22 protein-coding genes are annotated in these 21820 nt (G+C 42.2%); 16 read left to right on the forward strand and 6 right to left on the reverse strand.

Going from position 1 to position 21820, the window contains the following annotated elements; translation table 11 throughout:
- Positions 1–17 precede the first annotated feature (17 nt).
- The 3 genes from AC1MCB_RS07640 to AC1MCB_RS07650 all read right to left on the reverse strand — a co-directional run bounded on the left by AC1MCB_RS07640 (position 18) and on the right by AC1MCB_RS07650 (position 1541).
- Complete coding sequence (locus AC1MCB_RS07640) at positions 18–230, reverse strand: DUF3820 family protein (protein ID WP_479968150.1); 213 nt, start codon at positions 228–230, stop codon at positions 18–20.
- Positions 231–321: 91 nt separating this feature from the next.
- A complete protein-coding gene (locus AC1MCB_RS07645; protein WP_479968151.1) occupies positions 322–900 on the reverse strand; it encodes a DUF1579 domain-containing protein in 579 nt (192 codons plus the stop codon).
- Between the two features lie 260 nt (positions 901–1160).
- Positions 1161–1541 carry a hypothetical protein gene (locus tag AC1MCB_RS07650; protein WP_479968152.1) on the reverse strand — a complete coding sequence of 127 codons (381 nt, stop codon included), beginning with the start codon at positions 1539–1541 and terminating at the stop codon, positions 1161–1163.
- A gap of 117 nt (positions 1542–1658) precedes the next feature.
- On the opposite strand from AC1MCB_RS07650, the gene AC1MCB_RS07655 reads away from it, so the two are divergent.
- Both AC1MCB_RS07655 and AC1MCB_RS07660 read left to right on the forward strand, forming a co-directional pair.
- On the forward strand, positions 1659–3947 hold the full coding sequence (locus AC1MCB_RS07655) for a GH92 family glycosyl hydrolase (protein WP_479968153.1): 2289 nt from the start codon (positions 1659–1661) through the stop codon (positions 3945–3947).
- 8 nt (positions 3948–3955) lie between these two features.
- On the forward strand, positions 3956–4645 hold the full coding sequence (locus AC1MCB_RS07660) for a class I SAM-dependent methyltransferase (RefSeq protein WP_479968154.1): 690 nt from the start codon (positions 3956–3958) through the stop codon (positions 4643–4645).
- Here the strand turns inward: AC1MCB_RS07660 and AC1MCB_RS07665 are convergent.
- Together AC1MCB_RS07665 and AC1MCB_RS07670 are read right to left on the reverse strand one after the other, a co-directional pair.
- Positions 4638–5507 (reverse strand): aldose 1-epimerase family protein, encoded by an 870-nt coding sequence (locus AC1MCB_RS07665; protein WP_479968155.1) that lies wholly within the window; start codon positions 5505–5507, stop codon positions 4638–4640. The two genes, AC1MCB_RS07660 and AC1MCB_RS07665, sit on opposite strands and share 8 nt — an antisense overlap.
- A gap of 125 nt (positions 5508–5632) precedes the next feature.
- Entirely contained in the window at positions 5633–6844 is a 1212-nt protein-coding gene (locus AC1MCB_RS07670; RefSeq protein WP_479968156.1) for a DEAD/DEAH box helicase, read from the reverse strand.
- Positions 6845–7037: 193 nt separating this feature from the next.
- Between AC1MCB_RS07670 and AC1MCB_RS07675 the strand changes: the two genes are divergently transcribed.
- The 3 genes from AC1MCB_RS07675 to yidC all read left to right on the forward strand — a co-directional run bounded on the left by AC1MCB_RS07675 (position 7038) and on the right by yidC (position 11365).
- Entirely contained in the window at positions 7038–7319 is a 282-nt protein-coding gene (locus tag AC1MCB_RS07675; RefSeq protein WP_479968157.1) for a hypothetical protein, read from the forward strand.
- A 543-nt stretch (positions 7320–7862) separates the two neighbouring features.
- Entirely contained in the window at positions 7863–9473 is a 1611-nt protein-coding gene (locus AC1MCB_RS07680; RefSeq protein ID WP_479968158.1) for a CTP synthase, read from the forward strand.
- Positions 9474–9502: 29 nt separating this feature from the next.
- Positions 9503–11365 (forward strand): membrane protein insertase YidC, encoded by a 1863-nt coding sequence (gene yidC / locus AC1MCB_RS07685; RefSeq protein ID WP_479968159.1) that lies wholly within the window; start codon positions 9503–9505, stop codon positions 11363–11365.
- Between the two features lie 56 nt (positions 11366–11421).
- Here the strand turns inward: yidC and AC1MCB_RS07690 are convergent, their stop codons facing one another.
- Positions 11422–12402 carry a GlxA family transcriptional regulator gene (locus AC1MCB_RS07690; protein WP_479968160.1) on the reverse strand — a complete coding sequence of 327 codons (981 nt, stop codon included), beginning with the start codon at positions 12400–12402 and terminating at the stop codon, positions 11422–11424.
- Positions 12403–12526: 124 nt separating this feature from the next.
- On the opposite strand from AC1MCB_RS07690, the gene AC1MCB_RS07695 reads away from it, so the two are divergent.
- The 11 genes from AC1MCB_RS07695 (at position 12527) to AC1MCB_RS07745 (ending at position 20980) form a co-directional block, all read left to right on the forward strand.
- Positions 12527–12736, forward strand: coding sequence for a hypothetical protein (locus tag AC1MCB_RS07695; protein WP_479968161.1), 210 nt, complete (start codon positions 12527–12529; stop codon positions 12734–12736).
- 44 nt (positions 12737–12780) lie between these two features.
- On the forward strand, positions 12781–13278 hold the full coding sequence (locus AC1MCB_RS07700) for a DinB family protein (protein WP_479968162.1): 498 nt from the start codon (positions 12781–12783) through the stop codon (positions 13276–13278).
- Between the two features lie 70 nt (positions 13279–13348).
- Complete coding sequence (locus AC1MCB_RS07705; protein WP_479968163.1) at positions 13349–13789, forward strand: SRPBCC family protein; 441 nt, start codon at positions 13349–13351, stop codon at positions 13787–13789.
- Positions 13790–13806: 17 nt separating this feature from the next.
- Positions 13807–15237 carry a VOC family protein gene (locus AC1MCB_RS07710; protein ID WP_479968164.1) on the forward strand — a complete coding sequence of 477 codons (1431 nt, stop codon included), beginning with the start codon at positions 13807–13809 and terminating at the stop codon, positions 15235–15237.
- 19 nt (positions 15238–15256) lie between these two features.
- Complete coding sequence (locus AC1MCB_RS07715) at positions 15257–15688, forward strand: VOC family protein (protein WP_479968165.1); 432 nt, start codon at positions 15257–15259, stop codon at positions 15686–15688.
- A gap of 32 nt (positions 15689–15720) precedes the next feature.
- Entirely contained in the window at positions 15721–16068 is a 348-nt protein-coding gene (locus AC1MCB_RS07720) for a nuclear transport factor 2 family protein (protein ID WP_479968166.1), read from the forward strand.
- Between the two features lie 54 nt (positions 16069–16122).
- Positions 16123–16557 (forward strand): VOC family protein, encoded by a 435-nt coding sequence (locus AC1MCB_RS07725; RefSeq protein ID WP_479968167.1) that lies wholly within the window; start codon positions 16123–16125, stop codon positions 16555–16557.
- A 274-nt stretch (positions 16558–16831) separates the two neighbouring features.
- Entirely contained in the window at positions 16832–18031 is a 1200-nt protein-coding gene (locus tag AC1MCB_RS07730; protein WP_479968168.1) for a M14 family zinc carboxypeptidase, read from the forward strand.
- Between the two features lie 141 nt (positions 18032–18172).
- Complete coding sequence (locus AC1MCB_RS07735; RefSeq protein ID WP_479968169.1) at positions 18173–19417, forward strand: nucleoside recognition domain-containing protein; 1245 nt, start codon at positions 18173–18175, stop codon at positions 19415–19417.
- A gap of 6 nt (positions 19418–19423) precedes the next feature.
- Positions 19424–19807, forward strand: a complete 384-nt coding sequence (locus tag AC1MCB_RS07740; protein ID WP_479968170.1) for a methylglyoxal synthase — start codon at positions 19424–19426, stop codon at positions 19805–19807.
- A 537-nt stretch (positions 19808–20344) separates the two neighbouring features.
- Positions 20345–20980, forward strand: coding sequence for an MEDS domain-containing protein (locus tag AC1MCB_RS07745; RefSeq protein WP_479968171.1), 636 nt, complete (start codon positions 20345–20347; stop codon positions 20978–20980).
- Positions 20981–21820: the final 840 nt, after the last annotated feature.

Consider the following 21820-nt stretch of genomic DNA (forward strand, 5'->3'; position numbering starts at 1 on the left):
GCAAAATGTTTTGCCACTTAGCGCCTTTTTAACGGAGCCAGGAGGTACTCCAGCCCATTTAATTTAATTTCATAAATCGTTGACAGCAACATCCCCATCTTCCCATCCGGAAATCCTTTCGACTGATACCATGAAAGGTAAAACTCCGGAAGATCGCAGATCAGATAGCCCTTGTATTTGCCATAGGGCATCCTCATTTTAACAAGCTCTTCTAATATCTCGGGATTCATAACTTAAAGTCTATCGGGAATCGAATAAAAAAGGCCGGTATTTCCGGCCTTTTAATTGAGCAATAATACTAAACATCGACCATTATAATTTCTACTTTCTGGTCATCTTGATCTCCATTGACTTGAATTCCTTACCATCTATGGTGGTATACATTTCCATTATTTCAGTATTATCATCAATATGTTTCATTACCTGCCTAATTTTCAGCTCCTTGCCGCTAACGGGATCTACCGATGTGCTATTAAATTCTGCCGACTTAGTGGCATCATTCCATTTCCCTTCCGAATACATAATGCCCGTACCCATATTATCAATCCAGGTACTTACAAGCACCTTTTTTGCATTATCATAACCAGTAATGGCAATCCCTTCGAATGGCGATCCCATCATCATACCGGTGTGAGTAGAATGTTGGTACCGACCGCCTAATATCATTTTGTTAACGGCAGTCGAAGTGCTTTTAGTGGGCTCGGCTCCCGGTTCCATCCACATGGTCACTTCTTCCTTCCACTCGCCATCCGATTTGGCCAACATTTTATGGATGGCGCCCGGAGTCATGTAGTCATTCCAAGCTTTCTGTTCTGCGGCCTGCTTATCGGTTTGTGAGTAAGCCGGACTAAACGCCAGCGCAGAGAACAAACCGAACATGATTTTTAATACAGTTTTCATAGTTTAATGATTTAAACAGTTAATGATATTAAAACAGCCATTTCAACAGCTACTTAAATATACTTAATGTTTAAAAAAAATTAAGGGCTTAATCCGACTAAAGCAGGAAGTCAGGAACATGGATCCTAAGTGACTCAACGGTGGCTAAGGATGGCTATCTGTTTTGTGCAGATTTGACCTTACAGATAGATAACAAAAATGCTTCTATTAGAAAAATAGAAAAACTTGTGTATTTGGAAGGTTAATAATCCGGCAGTCTGCTATTTGCCCGTCTGCAAACCGATCGCCTTGGCAATAAGTGCCATTTTATGAAGCCAGGTTTTTAACAGAAATTCTTTTCCTTTAGAATATCTGATCGTTAGATTTATCTCTTCTGTATGCTCGTCCATCTCTGAAGACATAAAATTAAATCGAAACCTATTATTAAAGTGCTTACCGAAGTCGTGGTTCAAAGTCTGTGAAGCAAGCATGATATCACCAGATAGCCATTCCTTCTGCTCGTATAATTTCAAAAGTTCAGTCTCGGTGATTCCCATCATAAAAGCAAATTCATTTGCCGAGTGACCTGCAGAATAAGCAGCGTTTTTAACTATTTTCCCGAAATGCATTGTATTAACATTAGTAGCCCCGCTATAAAACATGCGGTTCTATTACGCTTTCGTATTTTATCCCGTAAAGGTTACATAAAGTTTGAGTTAGGCTGAAAATAGGATTCCATATTATCTTCTATATTTGGCCACATTATTTTTAGCTAAAACATGAAGCGTTTCATAATCATACTTCTCAGCATTTGCGCCTTAAACTCAAGTGCACAAACAAAGAAAAACCTGATACAATACGTAAATCCCCTCATCGGTACGGAAAAGATGGGCCATACTTATCCCGGTGCCACCGTTCCATTCGGGGCAGTGCAGCTTAGTCCCGACACCGATACCATTCCGTATGCCATGAATGGCAAATACAATAAGGATGTTTACAAGTATTGCGCAGGCTATCAGCATGACGATAAGACAATAGTTGGTTTCAGCCACACACATTTTAGTGGCACAGGTCATTCGGATCTGGGCGATTTCCTGATCATGCCCACCACCGGGAAACTTCAACTGAATCCAGGTACGGAAGATAAGCCTGAAAACGGTTACCGGTCAGCATTCTCTCACAAGAACGAAACAGCTGAAGCTAATTATTATAAAGTAAAACTTGACGATCATAATATCCTGGCTGAGATGACTACGACCAGTCGTACGGGCTTGCATAAGTATACCTTCCAAAAATCAGACAGCGCACATATCATTTTGGACCTGATGGCAGGGATTTACAACTACGATGACAAGAATGTTTGGACATTTATTCGCGTAGTCAACGACAGCCTGGTTACGGGTTACCGCCAGACTAATGGCTGGGCTCGCACAAGAACAGTTTACTTCGCCATGTCATTTTCTAAACCGTTTAAGAGCTATGGTTCTAAAGATCATTCGCCACAGCAAGTTTATAAGGGCTTCTGGAGGAAATTTAACCAGGAGAACAACTTCCCTGATCTGGCTGGCAAAAAGCTGAGAATGCATTTTGATTTCGACACCAGGCAGAACGAAAGCATCATGGTGAAATTCGCACTGTCGCCTGTCAGTCAGCAAAATGCCCTTGTTAACATGCAGACTGAAATTCCGCACTGGAATTTCGAGAAGGTGAAAACGGATGGTCAGCAGGCATGGAATCAGGAATTAAATAAGGTTGTTATTGAAACTAAAAATGTTACTGACAAGCAGAACTTTTATACTGCCATGTACCATACATTTCTGGGTCCCACCACCTACATGGACACCGATGGCCGCTATAAAGGACTTGACCAGGAAATTCATCAAAGTAAAGATTTTACCAACTACACCACCTTCTCGCTTTGGGACACTTACCGTGCCTTACACCCGCTATTCAATATCTTGCAACCTGAACGCAATTCAGACATGGTTGAATCTATGTTGGCTCATTATGATCAAAGTGTTCACAAAATGCTGCCTGTTTGGTCACATTACGCCAACGAGAACTGGTGTATGATCGGTTATCACAGCGTTTCTGTTGTCGCTGACGCAATTATCAAAGGTACATACACAGGCGATGCGAATCGTGCTTTGGATGCCTGTGTTGCAACTGCCCGTTATAAAAAATACGACGGCCTGGAATACTACATGGCTATGGGATATGTACCCGAGGATAAAAACGGCTCATCCGTATCGAAGACTTTAGAGTACGCTTACGATGACTGGTGCATTGCCCAGGTTGCTAAAAAACTAAACCGTCAGGATGTTTATGATGAGTTTATGAAACGTTCAGATAATTGGAAAAACGTGTACGATAAGTCTACAGGATTTATGCGCCCCAGGCTTAGTGACGGAAAGTTCAGAGAGAAATTTGATGTTTTGCAAACCCACGACCAAGGATTTATTGAAGGGAATGCCTGGAACTATAGTTTGTATGTACCTCACGATCCGAATACGATGATCAATATGATGGGGGGCAATGATCGCTTTACTACGCATCTGGACTCTTTGTTTACGATGCACCTGCCTGATGAATTCTTTGCGGAGACTGAAGATATTACCCGGGAAGGAATTATAGGCAACTATGTTCACGGCAACGAACCGGCGCATCATGCAGCTTATCTGTACAATTATTCTGGCAAGCCCTGGAAAACCCAGGAACGGGTGCGGATGATCCTAAAGAAGATGTACCAGCCTACCCCTGACGGGCTGGGTGGTAATGATGATTGCGGACAAATGAGCGCCTGGTATATATTTAGCTACCTTGGATTCTATCCTGTAGCACCGGGTTCAGAGGAATACGCTTTAGGAAGTCCTTCAATGGTCTCGGCTAGTGTTGATGTTGGCAAAGGTAAAACCTTTATTATCGAGGCACGAGATCAGCGTGATAAAAATGTATATGTGAAAAGAATGGAGTTGAATGGCAAGCCTTACAGTAAGAACTTCATTAGTCACTCGGATATCGTGAGCGGCGGCAAACTAGTATTTTACATGACTTCTAAGCATCCTTAAGATCAGACATGGATATCTTCGGTCAGGCTTTACTTGATTACAGCCAGGGGACGTTAAAATCGAAGGTCTGGCTGCATAATAATTACGGACCTCCTGAAGAAATGCCCGTTGATGTTTTTTTCAGAAGCGGAGCGGAAATGCCTGAGCTGGAAATATTAGCCATGGGTTTGTGCGAAGGAAGAGTTCTGGACATTGGTGCGGGTGTTGGCAGTCATACACAAGTGCTGCAGCATAAAGGATTTGATGTAACAGCGCTCGAAATATCCGCGTCCGCATGTCAGATCATGGAAGCCCGCGGGGTTCGTAAAGTTATCAACGCGGATGTCATGCAGTTTAGCGCAGAAAAGTTTGACACTCTTTTGTTGCTGATGAACGGCATTGGTTTAACCGGAGATCTGGCAGGATTAAGTAATTTCCTAAATCATGCAAAGACATTGCTCAACCCTGGGGGAGCACTGATCTTTGATTCTTCAGATATACTCTATTTATATGACGGAATTAAATTACCAACTGAGAAGTATTATGGTGAGATCGCTTTTCGATACGAATACAAAAGACAACTTGGAGATTGGTTTAAATGGCTCTATGTTGATGCCACGCTACTTCGAAAAATAGCCTCCGAAGCAGGCTGGCAAATGGAGTTACTATTTGATGATGGAATGGATCAGTTCCTGGTACGACTCAAACCGTCTAATTAATGGCAATTGTGAAGTCGGCCTCGAAAACATGACCTTTTTCCAGGATATGGATTGATTCTTTCTCAGAGAACTCGGAAATCTTTCCCTCTGTATCCGCGCAGCCAAGCCAGGGCTCCAGACACACAAACGGGGCTCCGTCCTTAGACCAAATTCCCAGATAGCTGAAATGAGGATATTCTATTGAAACGCTATGGGAATGATTTTTACTTTTTAAACTGACCTTGCGAGACTTGAGATCTTTGAATACCAACGCATCTTTTGCGAAAAGTTCTTTATTTATAGGTAGTGTATTGCCTTCCCTTTCAACGATCTCCGTCTCACCGCTATAGAATCCACTTGGTGACAGGAGATGTTTGTTTAACGGCTCATCATACTCGAATTCCAAAAAGTAATCCTCCTGCGCTTCATTGGCAAAAAAAGGAATATTGAAGCCCGGGTGCCCTCCCACCCCGAAGTGTATCGACTTGTCATCGTAATTAATCACTTTGTAAGTAACACGAACTTCCCTTCCTGTTAGATTATATAAAACCTGGAATGAAAACTTATATGGAAATATAGCCAGTGTTTTTTCATCATGACTTAATGAGAACTTTGCATAAGCCTCGTCTGACTCAATGAGGATAAACTCTGAATGACGCGCGAATCCGTGTCGCTGCATCGGATAGGAAATTCCATCAATAATGATCTGATTGTTTATACACCCGCCGACAACGGGAAAAAGATTCGGAGCGTGCCATTCCCAAACGTTTGGGTCTGCCTGCCATAAATGCTCGGTGTTAGTCTCCTTGCTAAACAAGGAAGTCAGCTCTGCTCCTTTGTTGGAAATAGAAACTTTTAGATATTCATTTTCAAGTGTGATCATATTCACGGGTTGTAACCGTAAAAATGACAAAAAAACTGCTATTGTTTGGCACTTTTATAATTACAGGGAATTAGATCACTGATCTGCAGAAAGCCGCTGCGTACTAATGAGCCGGTTCTAAATATCTAAGCGCTTGCTTTTCTTTTAACCCAGGGTTTTTTCTTTTTGAACGGACTTTTACGTTTTATCTCAGGCTGGTATAACGGGCTTTCACCAAGTTCTTCCGGTAAAGCAACCCTGGCAATCTCTCTGCCTATCAACTCTTCGATAAATGAGAAACGGCGCTGATCTTTTTCATTAACGAAAGTAATAGCAGTACCGGTAGTCTCAGCTCTTGCCGTTCTTCCAATGCGGTGGATATAATCTTCCGGGTCTGGTGGTACGTCAAAATTAATAACCAGGCTGATTCCTTCAACATCGATACCCCTGCTTAACACATCAGTTCCGATAATAACGGGCAATTGTCTGGCTTTGAAGCTTCTAAGAATGGTTTCCCGTTGCTCTTGTTCCAGATCTGAATGAAAAGCTTCGGCCTTAATGCCTTCTCTTTTCAGAGTTTTATTAAGCTCCTTCACTGTCTCCTTACGGGAAGCGAAGATCAATACACTTGGATGAACATCACCTTTTAATAAACTGGTGATCAGCTTTATCTTTTGATGATCGTGAACCATATAGACCTGCTGTAAAATACCAACAGCCGGCTGAGAAAGAGCGATGTTGATCTGCTCCGGCTCTTTCAGAATAGTGTTTGCAAGCTTGCGAATCTTAGAGGGCATTGTTGCAGAGAAAAGCATTGTCTGGCGTTTCTCGGGCAGGAAACCAATAATGCGAATTAAATCCTCATAAAACCCCATATCAAGCATCCGGTCCGCCTCATCCAATACAAGGTATTCCACATGCTCTAATTTTATTACTCCCGAGGAAAGGTGAGCTATCAGCCTTCCCGGTGTGGCAATAATAATATCGACACCATCCACCATGGCACGGCGTTGCTGCTCGTATATCATACCATCTCCACCACCATAAACAGCGATTGAGCTAATGCCTGCGAAGTAAGCAAGTCCTTCAACCTGCTGATCAATCTGTTGAGCTAACTCGCGGGTGGGTGCTAATATTAAAGCTTTTGTGTATTTTTTATCTGTTGTACTTATCTTTTGTAGAAGTGGAAGCAAGTAAGACGCGGTCTTACCGGTGCCTGTTTGGGCACATGCAATCAGGTCGTGATTATTAAGAATAATAGGAATCGCTTGCTCCTGGATGGGTGTTGGTTTTAAATAACCCATGCTTTGTACACCTTCAAAAAGCTGGGGATCGAAGTTAAAATCGTTAAAAGTCAAAATTTGTTGTACTGTTTTAAATGTTAGCTGCAAAAGTAATCAAATTGTTCGGTAATTCAGTCAGGCAGTCCTGCAGGTGCTTCGTTTTCAGTACGTTTCGATTTATACAAGGGCCGGATTTAATGCTTTTTACATAAACAAAACTACATGGGTCAGCGTTTAATTTTTAAACTACAACCAATATAATCTAACTATGAGCAGCACACAACAAACCCATGATCACCAGACTATAAAGGACTGGGCTATAGAAAGAGATGGCGTTCCAGCAAAGGTGAAGGGAACGGGTATAGATACTGACGAGGGAGTTTTGCGCATTCACTTTCCCAGAAAGAGTGAAAACAATGATAACTTTGAAGAAATAGAATGGGATGATTTTTTTGAAAATTTTGAAGAAAACAACCTTGACCTGATCTTCCAGAATAAGAAAAAGGATGGGGAAGTAAGTACTTTTCACAAATTTGTTAAACGCGCATAACCCCAGAGTCTTAGCAAAATTAATTAAGTAAAATGTTTAAAACTTTTCTTAGCGGAATGAAAGGCTTTTAAATTCATTTGGCATCTGCTTTGTATATTTATAAGCACGAAACAAACTTAACTTAAATGCTATGAATAAGATCCTTAATTATTCCGCCATTAAAGATTACAAATTCCCCTCAAGAAAAAATGCATTTAAGTATGCCGATACTTTTATCGCTTTGATTTTTTTGCTGATGCTTATCAAACAATTAATTAGTTAGTGATCTAAGAATATTCAAAGTACCATTCGCTATCGGCCTGCAAAGGCGGGTTAAACGAGCGAATGCTATTAATTGTGTAATGTTTAGAGGGCTCCTTTGGGAGCTCTCTGAATTTGAGGGCTTCTCCAAGGTCCTTATGCACAAATTGTATTTTCTCAACAACAGCGGCAGATTCAGAAAAAAACCCTACTTTTGAATCCCGTACAAAACGATGTTTTTTATCATGATTTCGGCCTTAAAAATCCGTTCTGGTAAAATTTCTCAACAATCCTTATTTTATCATGACCAAATACATTTTTGTTACGGGCGGCGTTACTTCGTCGTTGGGAAAAGGTATTATTTCCGCCTCATTAGCTAAACTTTTACAAGCCAGGGGGTACCGGGTTACCATCCAAAAATTCGACCCCTACATTAACATTGATCCCGGAACGTTAAATCCCTATGAGCATGGCGAGTGTTATGTAACAGAAGACGGGGCAGAAACCGATCTTGATCTAGGACATTACGAACGGTTTTTAAATGTCCCTACCTCCCAGGCTAACAATATAACCACGGGCCGCATCTATCAGAACGTAATTAACAAAGAACGTGAAGGGGCGTATTTGGGTAAAACTGTTCAAGTTGTTCCCCATATTACCGACGAGATTAAGCGTAACATGCTTATTCTGGGCCAAAACGGTGAGTTTGATATTGTGATTACCGAATTAGGTGGTACCGTAGGCGATATCGAGTCATTACCCTACATTGAATCAGTACGACAGTTGCGCTGGGAGTTAGGCTCAGGTAATTCACTGGTCATCCACCTTACCTTAGTACCATACCTTGCCGCTGCCGGTGAGTTGAAAACAAAACCTACTCAGCACTCCGTTAAGATGTTATTGGAATACGGTATTCAGCCGGATATTTTAGTCTGCCGTACCGAACATCATATTTCTCAGGAAATAAGGAAGAAAATTGCGCAGTTCTGTAACGTGAACATCAATGCAGTAGTGGAATCCATAGACGCTCCGACCATTTACGACGTGCCCCTGCTAATGTTAAAAGAGCAGCTTGACCGTACGGTATTGACAAAATTAAAACTACCTCATAAGAACGAGCCTGATTTGGAGAGCTGGAAATATTTCCTTGGCAGACTGAAAAATCCTACCAATGAGGTCCAGATCGGAGTTGTGGGTAAATATGTTGAACTTCCTGATGCTTATAAATCGATCACCGAATCCTTCATTCATGCAGGTGCTAAGAACGAATGTAAGGTACATGTTAAGTACATCCACTCGGAAAGCCTGACTCCTGAGAACGCTATAGAAAAACTCAAGGGCCTTGATGGAGTGCTGGTAGCACCCGGATTTGGCAGTAGAGGGATTGACGGCAAAATTGATGCAATAAGGTATGTGCGTGAGAACAACATTCCATTCTTCGGGATTTGTTTGGGAATGCAGTGTGCTGTAGTAGAATACGCAAGAAACGTACTGGGATTAAAAGGGGCGGAAAGTACCGAAATGAATGAAGACACCAAGTTTCCGGTGATCTCCATGATGGAAGAACAAAAAAAGATTAAGAATAAGGGGGGAACTATGCGCCTTGGTTCTTATGCCTGCGACTTGAGAAAAGGCAGCAAAGCAGCAGCTGTTTACGGCAAAAGCCACATTAACGAGCGCCATCGTCATCGTTATGAATTCAACAACAAATACTTAGAGCAGTTCGAAAACGCGGGCATGATTGCTTCAGGTATCAATCCGGAGAATAACCTGGTAGAAATTGTTGAGCTTAAAAATCATCCGTTCTTTGTGGGAGCGCAATTTCATCCTGAATTAAAATCAACTGTTGACAATCCACACCCACTTTTTGTTAACTTTGTCGCCGCTTCTTTAATCCACTCAAAAAAGAAGTAGTTGCATTGTAGCAATACGAAATATTAAAAATGGATAGAAATACTTTTACAGGACTCTTCTTGATCCTGATCATTCTAGTCGGTTCAACTTATTTTCTTAAACCTTCTGAGCAGGAAATTAAAAAAGAGCAAATACTTCAGGACTCGATAGCAAGGGCAAACAATAAAACACCCTCAAAGCAAAAACCAGCTGATATAGTCAAAATTACGCCTGCTAAACCGGTTGTTGATTCAGCTGCATTAGCAGGCCCGTTCGGCTCTTCCCGTACCGGAAACGATCAAGCCGTTGTTTTAGAAAACGATTTAATGAAGGTAAGCATCAGCCCTAAAGGCGGCCGCGTAGCCTCAGTTTTGTTGAAAAACATGAAAACTTTCGACGGCAAGCCGTTGATCATGTTTGAAGGCGAGAGCAACAAATTCGGGCTACTGTTTGGTGCAGGAGGAAAAAATATCAGCACCAACGATCTCTATTTCACAACTTCAGAACCAGGTATTTCGGTTTCTAAGCAGGATTCAAGCTCATTAACCATGCGCCTGACCTATGAAGAAGGCAAATACATTGATTACATCTATTCCTTAAAAGGAGATAGCTACCAGTTGGGTTTCACTATTGCTACAAAGGGTATGCATGATGTGATCAGTACTCAGCAGCAGCAACTTTCTCTAAACTGGGAGTCCGTTTTGATGCAAAAAGAGATGGACCTCGTTAATGAGAACCGTTATTCGACAGCCTACTTTAAGCCACTTGAAGACGATGTAGATCATTTGAGTCTGACGGAAAGCCAAACTAAAGAATTGAATGAAGGTAAAATTCAATGGATCTCCTTTAAGCAACACTTCTTCTCAAATGTTTTAATTGCCAAAAACGGTTTTAGCGGCGGAACTTTGGCTGTAAACATCTCCACAGAGCCAAACACAGTGAAAGGTTTTAAAGCCACCATGCATCTTCCTTTCACAGGACAGGATACGACTTATCCCATGGAGTTTTTCTTTGGACCAAATAAAATAAGCATTCTCGAAAAGGCCGGTTATGATGTATCCAAGCAAGTTGATTTGGGTTACTGGCCATTAAAATATATTAACCGTTGGGTAGTTCTGCCTGTATTTAACTTCCTGGAGGGGTTCAACTGGGGTTATGGTTTAATTATTCTTGTCCTGACCATCTTACTTAAAATGGTTCTGTTACCACTAACCTACAAGTCCTACCTTTCGATGGCCAAGATGCGAATCCTGAAGCCGGAGATGGATGAAATTAAGGGTAAAGTAGGTGATGACAATCCAACACTTCTTCAACAGGAATATTTGAAGTTATACAAGAAAGCCGGTGTTAATCCACTTGGAGGCTGTCTTCCTATGTTGATGCAATTGCCGATCATTATGGCGTTCTTCTTCTTCTTCCCTAACCTATTTGAACTGCGGCAGGAAAGCTTCCTTTGGATGAATGACCTTTCAACCTATGATTCGTTTTTCAACCTTGGTTTCACCTTGCCGTTTTTAGGAAATCATATCAGTTTGATGTGTATTCTGATGACTATCTCCACACTGATTTATACCTATTTTAATAACCAGGTATCCGGAGCGACAGGGCAAATGAAGTACATTGGTTACATTACTCCTATCATTTTCTTTGGGGTGTTAAATAGCTATCCATCCGGATTAAACTATTATTACTTCCTGGCCAATATGCTGACCTTTGCACAACAGTATATCATCCGTTTGTTTGTAAACGACGAAAAGATTCACGCCAGAATTCAGGAGAACAAAAAGAAACCTGCTTCTGAGAAAAAACAGAGCGGCTTTCAGAAACGTATGGAGGATTACATGCGCAACCAGCAAAAAGCCGCAAAACCTACTGAAATTGCGCCGGTAAAAGGTTCCGGTAAAAAGAAATAATTACAGCTATAGAAAGCCGCCCCTAAGGCGGCTTTTTTGTTGACTTTCCATTATGGTTACACAGCGAGCTGCTCGTTGTACTTATTCCGATACTGAATGGGCGATAACCCGGTCACCTTCTTAAATATGGTTCGGAAAGCTTTCGTATCTGTGTAGCCCACTTTAAACATCACTTCGTTGACATTCTCTTTGGATGATTCAAAGCTCATCTTGGCTACTTCCATTTTAACCCGTTGAATATATTCTACAACTGTGTTTGACGTAGCTTTCTTGAATCTTCTTTCCAGGTTCCTGCGTCCAATTGCAAACTTCATGGCAAGCTGATCCACTGTGATCTTCTCCTGAAAGTTTTGCTCGATGAATTCCTGTGCCTTCCTGATCGGCTGATCTGCGTGCTCTTTCTGACCGTGGAAGATCACAAACGGCGCCTGACTGTTCCTTTCTATTTCAATCTCGAATATCTTAGAAGAGAGCAAAGCCATCTGCCTTCCTGCAAACTTTTCCACTAAATATAAAATTAGGTTCAGTGATGAATAGGCACCGCCGCTCGAATAGATCCCACCCTCATCAGTAATGATCTTATGGGGCACCAGCTTGACGTTGGGGTACATCTGTTTAAATTCTTCTGCTGCAATCCAATGGGTAGTACAGCTTTTACCGTTTAACAAGCCAGTGCCCGCCAGAATAAAGGCACCAATACACAAGGACACCACCTCTGCCCCTGCCTTATAATGCTTATTGATCCAGGGGAAAAACTTTTTATTTATCTCAACCACATTTCGCATGTCACCATGTACAGCTGGAATGATAATCAAATCAGTCCGAATATCATCGTCAATGGTTAGCTCAGGCTTGATCGTAAACAGGCCATTTTTCAGAGTACATTCTTTTGTCAACCCGATAGTCTGAACTTTAAACAAAGGCGGTTTTCCCGCGCGTTCCATCGCCTCGTTCACTTTAGTGAACATTTTAAACGAAGCTTCGATATTGCTTAAGCTGACATCACCTTCCGCAATAAGTATTGAGATGTGTTTCATAACTTAAATCTAAGGGTTAATACTGTCGCAATCAACCCCTTATATTGCCGCAATACGCCTTTTCATATTGGATCGAATCCAATAAATTTGTCTTGTTACTTAATACTTTATATTACAAATGAAAATGATTGAAGTATTTAAAACGAACGTCGAAAAAGTGCAACAGGCCACCATACTCATTGATGAACTAAGCCTGCACTTCCCGGGAAGCAAGATCAACTTCGATCTGGATGATTGCGACAAGATTTTGCGGATTGAAGGAATTCATTTTTTAACAGAGAAGGTGATGTTTCTTTTAGAAGAAAATGGTTTCAATTGCAGATTGCTGGAATAGAAATCGGTAACAGTTTTAGTAAAACCAATACTAACCCAACAAATATGGAAATCCAACCAGCTGATAATCGAATGTTTTCGTTAATTGTCCTACACGATATGCATACCAAGTTCTTCTTAAGTGCTCTTGAAGGAATTAAAGATCAGGACGCCCATAATAGGTTAAATACTAAAGCAAACCACATTGCCTGGCTTACAGGAAGTCTTGTTGAAGAAAGATTTGAGTTAGCAGGTGCTTTTGGAATCAAAGAAAGGCAGAAGGCCCACGAATTTTTCAAGGACCATCAAGGGATCAAGGAGGGTATCACCTATCCACCGCTCTCTGAATTTAAACAGGATTGGGAGAAGATCAGTCCAATTCTTAGAGATTGCCTGCTGAATGCAAGCACAGAAAAGCTCAATTCTACCTTCGAAATGATGCCCGGTGATACCATGAGTTATTACGACCTAATCACGTTTATGACTTACCGGGAAGCTAATTGCATCGGACAAATCGCCTTATGGAGACGATTGCTGGGATATGATGCGATGAAATATATGTGATTGCAGATTTACACATCAAATAAATAACTTAATGGCAATTGTAAGAGTGAACTAAATTAAATTGAAGCTAATGGAAAGGTTAAGTTTTTCAGTCAACATCAATGCTCCCAGAGAGAAAATATGGGGAGTTTTATGGGGAGATTCTACCTATAGCGAATGGACCGAAGTTTTTGGGGAAGGTTCCCACGCCGAAACGGATAACTGGAAAGAAGGCAGCAAAGTGAAGTTTCTCGCTCAGAATGGCGAAGGCATGTTAAGTTTGATATCAGCTAACAGGCCCAACGAGTATATGTTATTTAAACACCTGGGCATGGTTAAAGGCGGTGTTGAAGATAAGGAAAGCGAGGAAGGAAAGAAATGGGCAGGAGCTTTAGAAAGTTATACGCTGCAAAGTAACAATGGCTCAACAACATTAAAAATTGAAATAGATATCACACCTGAGCATAAAGAATACTTTGACAAAACATGGCCCAAAGCCCTTGACAGGGTAAAAGCACTGTCTGAACAATAATTCTAAAATTTTCAGTGATGGACACATCTTATCAAACAACCCCTGTTGCAGAGTCAGGGAAACAGGGTTCAGAAAATACTACACAGCAAAAGATTACACCGTTCCTATGGTTTGATGGCAAGGCCGAAGAGGCGATGAATTTTTATACCTCAATTTTTAAAAATTCAAGTATTCTGAATACCAGGCCGGGCGCTGACGGAAGAGTTATGACGGGCACCTTCCAGCTCAACGGATACGAGCTGATGGCACTGAATGCCGGACCAATGTTCTCCTTCTCGCCTGCTGTGTCCTTCTTCGCCACCTGCGAGAACGAACAGGAGATAGATCGTCTGTGGGCGAAACTATCTTCCGGTGGCAGTGTGCTGATGGAGCTGGATAAATATCCCTTCAGCGAAAAGTACGGCTGGTTACAGGACAAGTTTGGGGTATCCTGGCAACTCTCCATATCTGACACTAGTCAGCAAATCTCACCTTCTCTACTCTTTGTTGGCGATCATAAAGGGAAGGCTGAAGAAGCCATTCAATCCTACACTTCTTTATTTCCGGATTCCGCTATAGCGCATATTGAACGCTACGGTGATGAAGATCAGGATCCGACTGGCACCATTAAGTATGCCTCGTTCTCTCTGAATGGCCAGGATTTTTCGGCCATGGATAGCAGTATGTCGCACGAGTTCACTTTCACGCCGGCGATATCTTTCTTTGTTAAATGCAATAGTCAGCCCGAAATAGATAGCTATTGGGATAAGTTATCCGAAGGCGGTGAAAAGCAAAGATGTGGCTGGGTCAGGGACAAATATGGCGTCTCCTGGCAGATCATCCCTCCGGTTTTAGGGAAATTGTTAGGCGATCCCGACAAAGAAAAATCTAAACTGGTAATGGATGCCATGCTTCAAATGGATAAAATAATCATTACTGATCTTGAGCAGGCCTACAATGGTAATAACGAAAGTCAGCAAGCAAACACAGATAACGGAGATTTGGTGATTAGCAGGGAATTGCACCTCCCAGTTGACAAAGTATGGCAGGCATGGACAGATCCTGAAACCTGTAAGAAGTGGTGGGGACCAAAAGATTTTACTTGTCCGCATGTGTACATAGATCTTCGGGTGGGCGGTAAAAGTCTCAGCTGTATGAGATCTCCTCAGGGTGAAGAATTCTGGTCAACCGGGGTGTACAAAGAGATCATCCCTCACAAAAAGCTGGTAACAACCAATAGTTTTTCAGATGATAAAGGCAATGTGATTCCTGCAGCCAATCTCAACATGCCGGGCAACTGGCCTATGGAACTTCTTGTCACCGTTACTTTTGAGAAAAAAAATGGTCATACTTTAATGCAACTCAGGCACCACGGAGTTCCTCGGGAAATTATTGACAATTGCAGAACCGGATGGCAGCAGTCCTTTGATAAAATGGAGAAAAACCTGAAAGAGAAAATGATTCTGTAATAAACAAAAACCTAAAATCATGGCAACTAAAATCTTTGTGAACTTACCTGTTAAGGATCTCAACAGGTCGGTAGAATTCTTTACTAACCTGGGATTTACTTTCAACCCCCAGTTTACGGATGAAAATGCAACCTGCATGATTGTCAGCGACAGTATTTTTGTGATGCTCCTGGTAGAAGACCGTTTCAAGGATTTCACCAAAAAGGAAATTGCGGACGCTACAAAAACCACAGAAGTCCTGATTTGCCTTGACGCCGCAACCCGTGAAGACGTTGACGAAATTGTTAACAAAGCGGTAGCAGCTGGTGGTTTGAATTACCGGGATCCAGACGATTATGGCTGGATGTATAGCAACTGTTTCGCCGATCTTGACGGCCATCAATGGGAATTCGCCTATATGGACGAAAGCAAGATCCCACAGGACCAACAGGTAAGCAGTAACCAGGCCTGAGAAAGACAACTCATCGACCTAAAACTAATAGGATGACCGACAATAAGCTGACAGTTATGCAGTATATAGAGGGCTTCAACGCTGGTGACCATGGAAAAATCCTATCCTGCCTTACCGACGATGTTTATTGGGAGATGCCTGGCCTGTTTCAATTGTCCGGAAAGGAAGCATTTGACAAAGAGATAGAAAACGATGCATTTGAAGGCAGACCTGTTATTAACATTACCAGACTGGTTGAAGAAAATAACATCGTGATAGCGGAAGGTGAAGTCAAATCAAAACGAAAGGACGGCGAAGCGTTTCAGGCCGTATTTTGCGATGTCTTCCATATGCAGAGCGGAAAAATCAAACAGCTTAGCACCTATCTGATGAGTATATGACGTAAGGCAACCTCTGGTCGCAATGTAAAATATTGAATCCTTAACTCAATTGTCATGGCAGCAATAAACCCCTATCTAACCTTCAACGGCAATGCTGAAGAAGCGTTCAATTTCTACAAATCTGTATTTGGTGGCGATTTTGCAGGCGGTATCAATCGCTTTAAAGACACACCGGGGTCGGAGAAGATGTCTGCTGAAGATCAGCAGAAGGTAATGCATGTAGCACTGCCTATCGGAAAGGGAAATATGCTGATGGCCAGTGATTATGTGGAGGGAATGGGTGCGCCATTCGCCGAAGGAAATAACTTTTCGATCACTATTTCCGCCGACACTGAAGAGGAAGCCCGCAGGCTATTTGACGGATTATCCGCTGGCGGAACTGTGGCTATGCCACTCGGAAAAACGTTCTGGGCGGACTTGTTTGGCATGTTCACCGATAAATACCGGATCAACTGGATGGTGAATTATGGGGATGGACAAGGTAGTTAGTTGCCAGTGAGCAGTAGCAGTTTTAAGTAGCAGTGGCAGGATTTAAGCAGCAGGTTGGAAATGGCAGTGACAGGCGGGAATAGCGGTAGCAGAAATTACCTGCTTGCTGCAACCCCAAAACTTGCTTCTCTCCCCTGCTACCGTTACTTGGTATTTTCTGCTACTCTCCCCTGCTACTGCAACTGGCTACTTCTGTACTGCAACTTGCAACTCCTTTCCTGCTACTTTCTTCCCTTTTCTTTACTTTAGCACAAAAGTATTCGAGGGCCTTAAAATGAATATTCTATCAGAACATTATTCACATTACCGCGAAACATCCATTAGCAACCGGTTCATCAAGCACGCAGATCTTATTCAAACTCTCACAGAGCTGGAACAGAACCTACTATTTACTACTTCGATAGCAGGTCATTCTTTCGAAGGACGTAGTTTAAACCTGATCAAGGCCGGTACAGGCGAAACGAAAGTGTTTATCTGGAGCCAGATGCATGGTGATGAAGCCACGGCTACCATGGCTATTTGCGACCTGCTTAATTTTCTTATTGCCGATGATGGTTTGAATGATTTACGTGCTCGAATACTCGAGAGTTGCACCCTATACATCCTGCCCATGGTGAACCCTGATGGCGCGGAGGTATTCACACGACGAAATGCCCAGGGAATTGACATCAATCGCGATTTCCATAGACAACAAACTCCCGAGGGAAGAGTATTGAGAAGCTTACGCGATCAGATCAATCCACACTTCGGGTTCAATATGCACGATCAAAGTACACTCTGGTCTGCAGGGGCTACCGGTAATCCGGCAACTATTTCTGTACTGGCCCCCGCCTATGACGCAGAATTGTCTATTAATCTGAGCCGTGAACGTGCTATCCAGGTTATTAATAATATTAATAGCGGACTTCAGAAGCTAATCCCAGGGTATGTAGGTCGTTTTGATGACGAACACGAGCCCAGAGCCTTCGGAGATAACTTCCAGGCTGCCGGCACCAGTACCATCCTGATCGAAGCAGGAGGATACAAGGATGATCCCGAAAAACAATTCATCCGTAAATTATCATTTATCGCCCTGCTAACCGGACTTGAATCGATCACCAGTAAAAACTACATGACTACACCAACACGGCTGTACTTTGATATCCCTGAAAATGATAAACGGCATTTCCATTTGATATTGAGGAACTGCAAAGTAACATCAGCAAAAAGCTCTTACATCCTGGACATCGGTCTTGTGGCAGATGAAAAATTAAATCCTGATCAAAGATCAACCTCTTTAACTTACCTGGTTGATGATGTAGGTGATCTGACTGGGTTTTATGCTTACGAGGATATTGATGCATCTGCTTACCAATTAATACTGACCCGCCCATTGACTGTTGATGAGAACGCTGATTTTATTCTTCAGGATAACCTTGAAAACGTTTTATGTATAGAGAACGGACGCATTACAAACAATAGATTGGTTGGTTAGATGGTTAGATTAAGAATCCTGGTAAATCGATGTTCAATTAAACATAAAAAATCTAATCTTTACCGTAATAAAACTTGAAAATCGTAAACTGCAAGCCTAATTCATAATTCTTAATTCTTAATTCTTCCACCCCTTCCCCGCATGGCCCTTAATTACGTCTGGATTGCATTTTTTCTGATTGCGTTTGTTGTAGCCCTTGTTAAACTCATATTTTTTGGTGATACCACCATTTTCACCGGCGTAGTTAACGGAATGTTCGACAGCGCTAAAACCGGTGCAGAGATCTCGCTTGGTTTAGTAGGAATTATGACTTTCTGGCTGGGTATCATGAAGGTCGGTGAAAGAGCGGGCATGATCAGTTTATTTGCCAGAGGAGTGGCGCCTTTCTTCAGCAAACTATTTCCGGATGTGCCCAAAAGTCACCCGGCTAACGGCTCCATTATCATGAACTTCTCGGCTAATATGCTGGGGCTGGACAATGCGGCAACTCCGGTTGGCTTAAAAGCTATGAAGGAGTTGCAGGAGATCAATCCGGTTAAAGACACCGCCAGCAATGCCATGATCATGTTCCTCGTTCTGAACACCGCTGGTTTAACACTTATACCTACGTCAGTAATAGCGTTGCGAATGGCTAATGGAGCTGCCAATCCCGCCGACATATTTATCCCCTCTCTGATTGGTACCTTCATATCATTTATCTCCGGGATGATCGCCGTTGCGTTTTATCAAAAGATCAATCTATTTAAACTCCCGATCCTTATCTTTTTTGCAGGTTTTCTCTCACTCATGGCTGGTTTATATTTCTGGCTGGGTAACCTGCCGCCAGATCAGATCCAAGTTTATGCGGGTTTACTGGGTGGTATCATCATCTTCTCGATCATTACCCTGTTTATAGCGTATGGTGCCGCCAAAAAGATCAATGTTTACGAAGCTTTCATTGACGGTGCTAAAGAAGGATTTCAAACATCGGTAATGATCATTCCATTTTTAATAGCTATCCTGGTTGCCATCAGCGCTTTCAGGACAACAGGCTGTATGGATTACCTGGTGAATGCGATAGGTGCCCTGGCAGCAGCCTGTGGGCTTGACACATCGTTTGTCCCTGCTCTTCCGGTCGGGCTAATGAAAACTCTTAGTGGAGGTGGTGCCCGCGGGCTTATGGTTGACGTAATGAAAACCTATGGTGCCGATTCGTTCGAAGGACGCCTGGCCAGTATTATACAGGGGTCGACAGAAACCACCTTTTATGTACTGGCAGTATACTTTGGTTCGGTTGATATCAAAAAACCCCGATACGCTTTAACATGCGGCCTGATAGCCGATCTTGTGGGGCTTATTGCAGCCATATTTCTAGCTTACATATTTTTCGGACATACTATTAAATAGATCGCTATGATCACAATAGCCCTGATTGCCCACGATGCCCGCAAAGACGATATGGTGTCATTTGTTAACGACCATTACGACATCTTAAAGAAAATGAACCTGGTGGCCACCGGAACAACAGGTCGCCGGGTGCAGGAAACTGGTCTCGAAGTTACCTGTAAATTAAGCGGACCGCTGGGTGGTGATGCTCAGATTGCGGCTATGGCTGCCGAAGGCCAGCTGCAGGGCATCTTCTTCTTTCGCGATCCGCTGGGCAAACATCCGCACGAACCCGATGTGCAAATGCTGTTACGAATCTGCGATGTACACAATGTCCCTTTGGCCACTAACCACGCGACCGCTAACTACGTGCTTCTGGGCATGGATGAAGGACTGAATATTACAGCCTAATCTGACTAATTTCCTTTCAACTTTCGCCTGGTAGTTGTACTCCAGACTGCCTGTCATAATATAACTCCGGATAACGGCAATCCAAACGGATCTCAGACCGCCTTGAAGCTAGTCGTTTCGCGCCCGGGTTGTAACCGCCTACGCAACCTTTGAGGGGCTGCTGGGTTGCACACGGTTAATTTTACAGACCCGACTCGGCCCTCGATCACCGTGTACTTGATATGTACTCACAGTGTGTTGACTATATGCTGATCGAAGGATGACATAGTAAGCACATAGTAAGCACATAGTAAGCACATGGTAAGCTCCGAAGTAAACAGGAAAACTTCAGGCTCAAAAATACCGGTTTGGGAAGCGTGCTTATTGCATGAAATTATTGGAACTTAGGCTACTCATATAGTCAATAAAATTCTTCTTCGGAAAAACACAATCAGAGTCAGCTTTTTAACTTTTGCAACGATATAGCGGCACCAAACTTGCTCAGCAAAACAACTAACCCTACCTTCATTGCAGTTTGGGTTTAGCTAACCTATTATTATGGAGAACAGACGGGACTGGAAAATCAAGAAACCACAAGATTTTTGGGGAGAGATTGCTCCATGTGAGCATGTGCTACAGATCTATGAAACTAATGAGGCGTTTTTAAATACGCTTGCAGGCTTTGTAGGTGATGGGATAAATTCCAATGACTGTTCTATTGTAATTGCCACCCGGGCTCATCTTAATTCTCTGGAAACTCGCCTCACCTCTCACGGAGTTAACGTCGAATCCCTGATTAGCGAAGATCTTTACATTCCGATAGATGCCGAAGAAGCTCTTGCTGTTTTTATGATAAATGACTGGCCTGATCCGGAATTGTTTTTTAATATGGTTTCGAACCTGATTCAAAAAGGTCGTTTAAGAAATAGAAATATCCGGGCGTTTGGTGAAATGGTTGCTTTATTATGGGCCCAGGGTAATAATGGTGCAACGGTGCAATTGGAACATTTATGGAACAGGTACTGTGAACAACAGCAGATCACTTTGTTTTGTGCATATCCTAAGAGTGGTTTTACTGATGATGCTGAACATTCGCTTCAGCATATATGTGCCGCTCACTCTAAAGTCATTTCCGGAAAATATACGGGTGAGTCAGGTGTGCATTATAAAGATGCCAGCCTTCTGGCTTTTTAGCACCAGGTTCACTGCATCCCCGATAGCGAAGCTTACCATTAATTATTGATGGGAATTTATGAAATTCGGAAGTCGAATTTTGTGTCGGGCTTAATGTTAGACGGATTATACCAGTATCCTTTCATTCAGATGCTTCAGATGGCGTTTCCTCAAGCCATTTTAATGCAAGTTCTTTTTCTGTAAAAAATTGAGAGGTGATACTGCCGGTTACTATATACAGAGTTCTTCTTGCGAATACGCTTCACCGCGAAATTGGTAAGAACGCTTGCTTAAAATAGAGTTTGAAGAATTGAGATCGTGCTATGAAATCACAAGGCTGGTAGTATTGAATGTCAACGTAACTGAAGCACTACTGTTTGGCATGGTAACTAAGACGAAGCTCAATACCCCTGGCAAACGCATACCTGTATCCTCAATCTTTTAACAGAAAACACGTCAATAAAAAAAATTTAAGGCCGGTTTGAGCTCTCAGAATGGCATAAAATCATGGCTGTAATTATCCAAATAATCCAGGCTCAATTTGTTGGGGAAAAAACGTAAGTCAGGCAGCTGCGTTTTCTCAAATTTCCCCATCAACGATTTTATTAAAAGGACTGTATTTCAATGTTAATAAAAAAATAACAGGCTTCTAACTAAGCAAATACCGAATTATCAATGGAGTTAGCTGCCTGGCTTAAAGTCGGCACAATGTTTACATAGTCGGCAGCATAACGCATGAAAAATATTTTATAAGAAAGGTTGTTTTATAAAATATTATGTACTTATATTAGAATTATATTATTAAACTATTAGGATAACAGAATTATTTGAGAAAACTCTACTTTTTATTTCAGGCTTGCG

This window comes from Daejeonella sp. AP26 (assembly GCF_056680515.1).

What these genes read in the sequence shown, in the direction of transcription:
- AC1MCB_RS07640 (WP_479968150.1), bottom strand. Translation starts at nt 230, where the DNA reads ATGAATCCCGAGATATTAGAAGAGCTTGTTAAAATGAGGATGCCCTAT.
- AC1MCB_RS07645 (WP_479968151.1), bottom strand. Translation starts at nt 900, where the DNA reads ATGAAAACTGTATTAAAAATCATGTTCGGTTTGTTCTCTGCGCTGGCG.
- AC1MCB_RS07650 (WP_479968152.1), bottom strand. Translation starts at nt 1,541, where the DNA reads ATGTTTTATAGCGGGGCTACTAATGTTAATACAATGCATTTCGGGAAA.
- AC1MCB_RS07655 (WP_479968153.1), top strand. Translation starts at nt 1,659, where the DNA reads ATGAAGCGTTTCATAATCATACTTCTCAGCATTTGCGCCTTAAACTCA.
- AC1MCB_RS07660 (WP_479968154.1), top strand. Translation starts at nt 3,956, where the DNA reads ATGGATATCTTCGGTCAGGCTTTACTTGATTACAGCCAGGGGACGTTA.
- AC1MCB_RS07665 (WP_479968155.1), bottom strand. Translation starts at nt 5,507, where the DNA reads ATGATCACACTTGAAAATGAATATCTAAAAGTTTCTATTTCCAACAAA.
- AC1MCB_RS07675 (WP_479968157.1), top strand. Translation starts at nt 7,038, where the DNA reads ATGAGCAGCACACAACAAACCCATGATCACCAGACTATAAAGGACTGG.
- AC1MCB_RS07680 (WP_479968158.1), top strand. Translation starts at nt 7,863, where the DNA reads ATGACCAAATACATTTTTGTTACGGGCGGCGTTACTTCGTCGTTGGGA.
- yidC (WP_479968159.1), top strand. Translation starts at nt 9,503, where the DNA reads ATGGATAGAAATACTTTTACAGGACTCTTCTTGATCCTGATCATTCTA.
- AC1MCB_RS07690 (WP_479968160.1), bottom strand. Translation starts at nt 12,402, where the DNA reads ATGAAACACATCTCAATACTTATTGCGGAAGGTGATGTCAGCTTAAGC.
- AC1MCB_RS07695 (WP_479968161.1), top strand. Translation starts at nt 12,527, where the DNA reads ATGATTGAAGTATTTAAAACGAACGTCGAAAAAGTGCAACAGGCCACC.
- AC1MCB_RS07700 (WP_479968162.1), top strand. Translation starts at nt 12,781, where the DNA reads ATGGAAATCCAACCAGCTGATAATCGAATGTTTTCGTTAATTGTCCTA.
- AC1MCB_RS07705 (WP_479968163.1), top strand. Translation starts at nt 13,349, where the DNA reads ATGGAAAGGTTAAGTTTTTCAGTCAACATCAATGCTCCCAGAGAGAAA.
- AC1MCB_RS07710 (WP_479968164.1), top strand. Translation starts at nt 13,807, where the DNA reads ATGGACACATCTTATCAAACAACCCCTGTTGCAGAGTCAGGGAAACAG.
- AC1MCB_RS07715 (WP_479968165.1), top strand. Translation starts at nt 15,257, where the DNA reads ATGGCAACTAAAATCTTTGTGAACTTACCTGTTAAGGATCTCAACAGG.
- AC1MCB_RS07720 (WP_479968166.1), top strand. Translation starts at nt 15,721, where the DNA reads ATGACCGACAATAAGCTGACAGTTATGCAGTATATAGAGGGCTTCAAC.
- AC1MCB_RS07725 (WP_479968167.1), top strand. Translation starts at nt 16,123, where the DNA reads ATGGCAGCAATAAACCCCTATCTAACCTTCAACGGCAATGCTGAAGAA.
- AC1MCB_RS07730 (WP_479968168.1), top strand. Translation starts at nt 16,832, where the DNA reads ATGAATATTCTATCAGAACATTATTCACATTACCGCGAAACATCCATT.
- AC1MCB_RS07735 (WP_479968169.1), top strand. Translation starts at nt 18,173, where the DNA reads ATGGCCCTTAATTACGTCTGGATTGCATTTTTTCTGATTGCGTTTGTT.
- AC1MCB_RS07740 (WP_479968170.1), top strand. Translation starts at nt 19,424, where the DNA reads ATGATCACAATAGCCCTGATTGCCCACGATGCCCGCAAAGACGATATG.
- AC1MCB_RS07745 (WP_479968171.1), top strand. Translation starts at nt 20,345, where the DNA reads ATGGAGAACAGACGGGACTGGAAAATCAAGAAACCACAAGATTTTTGG.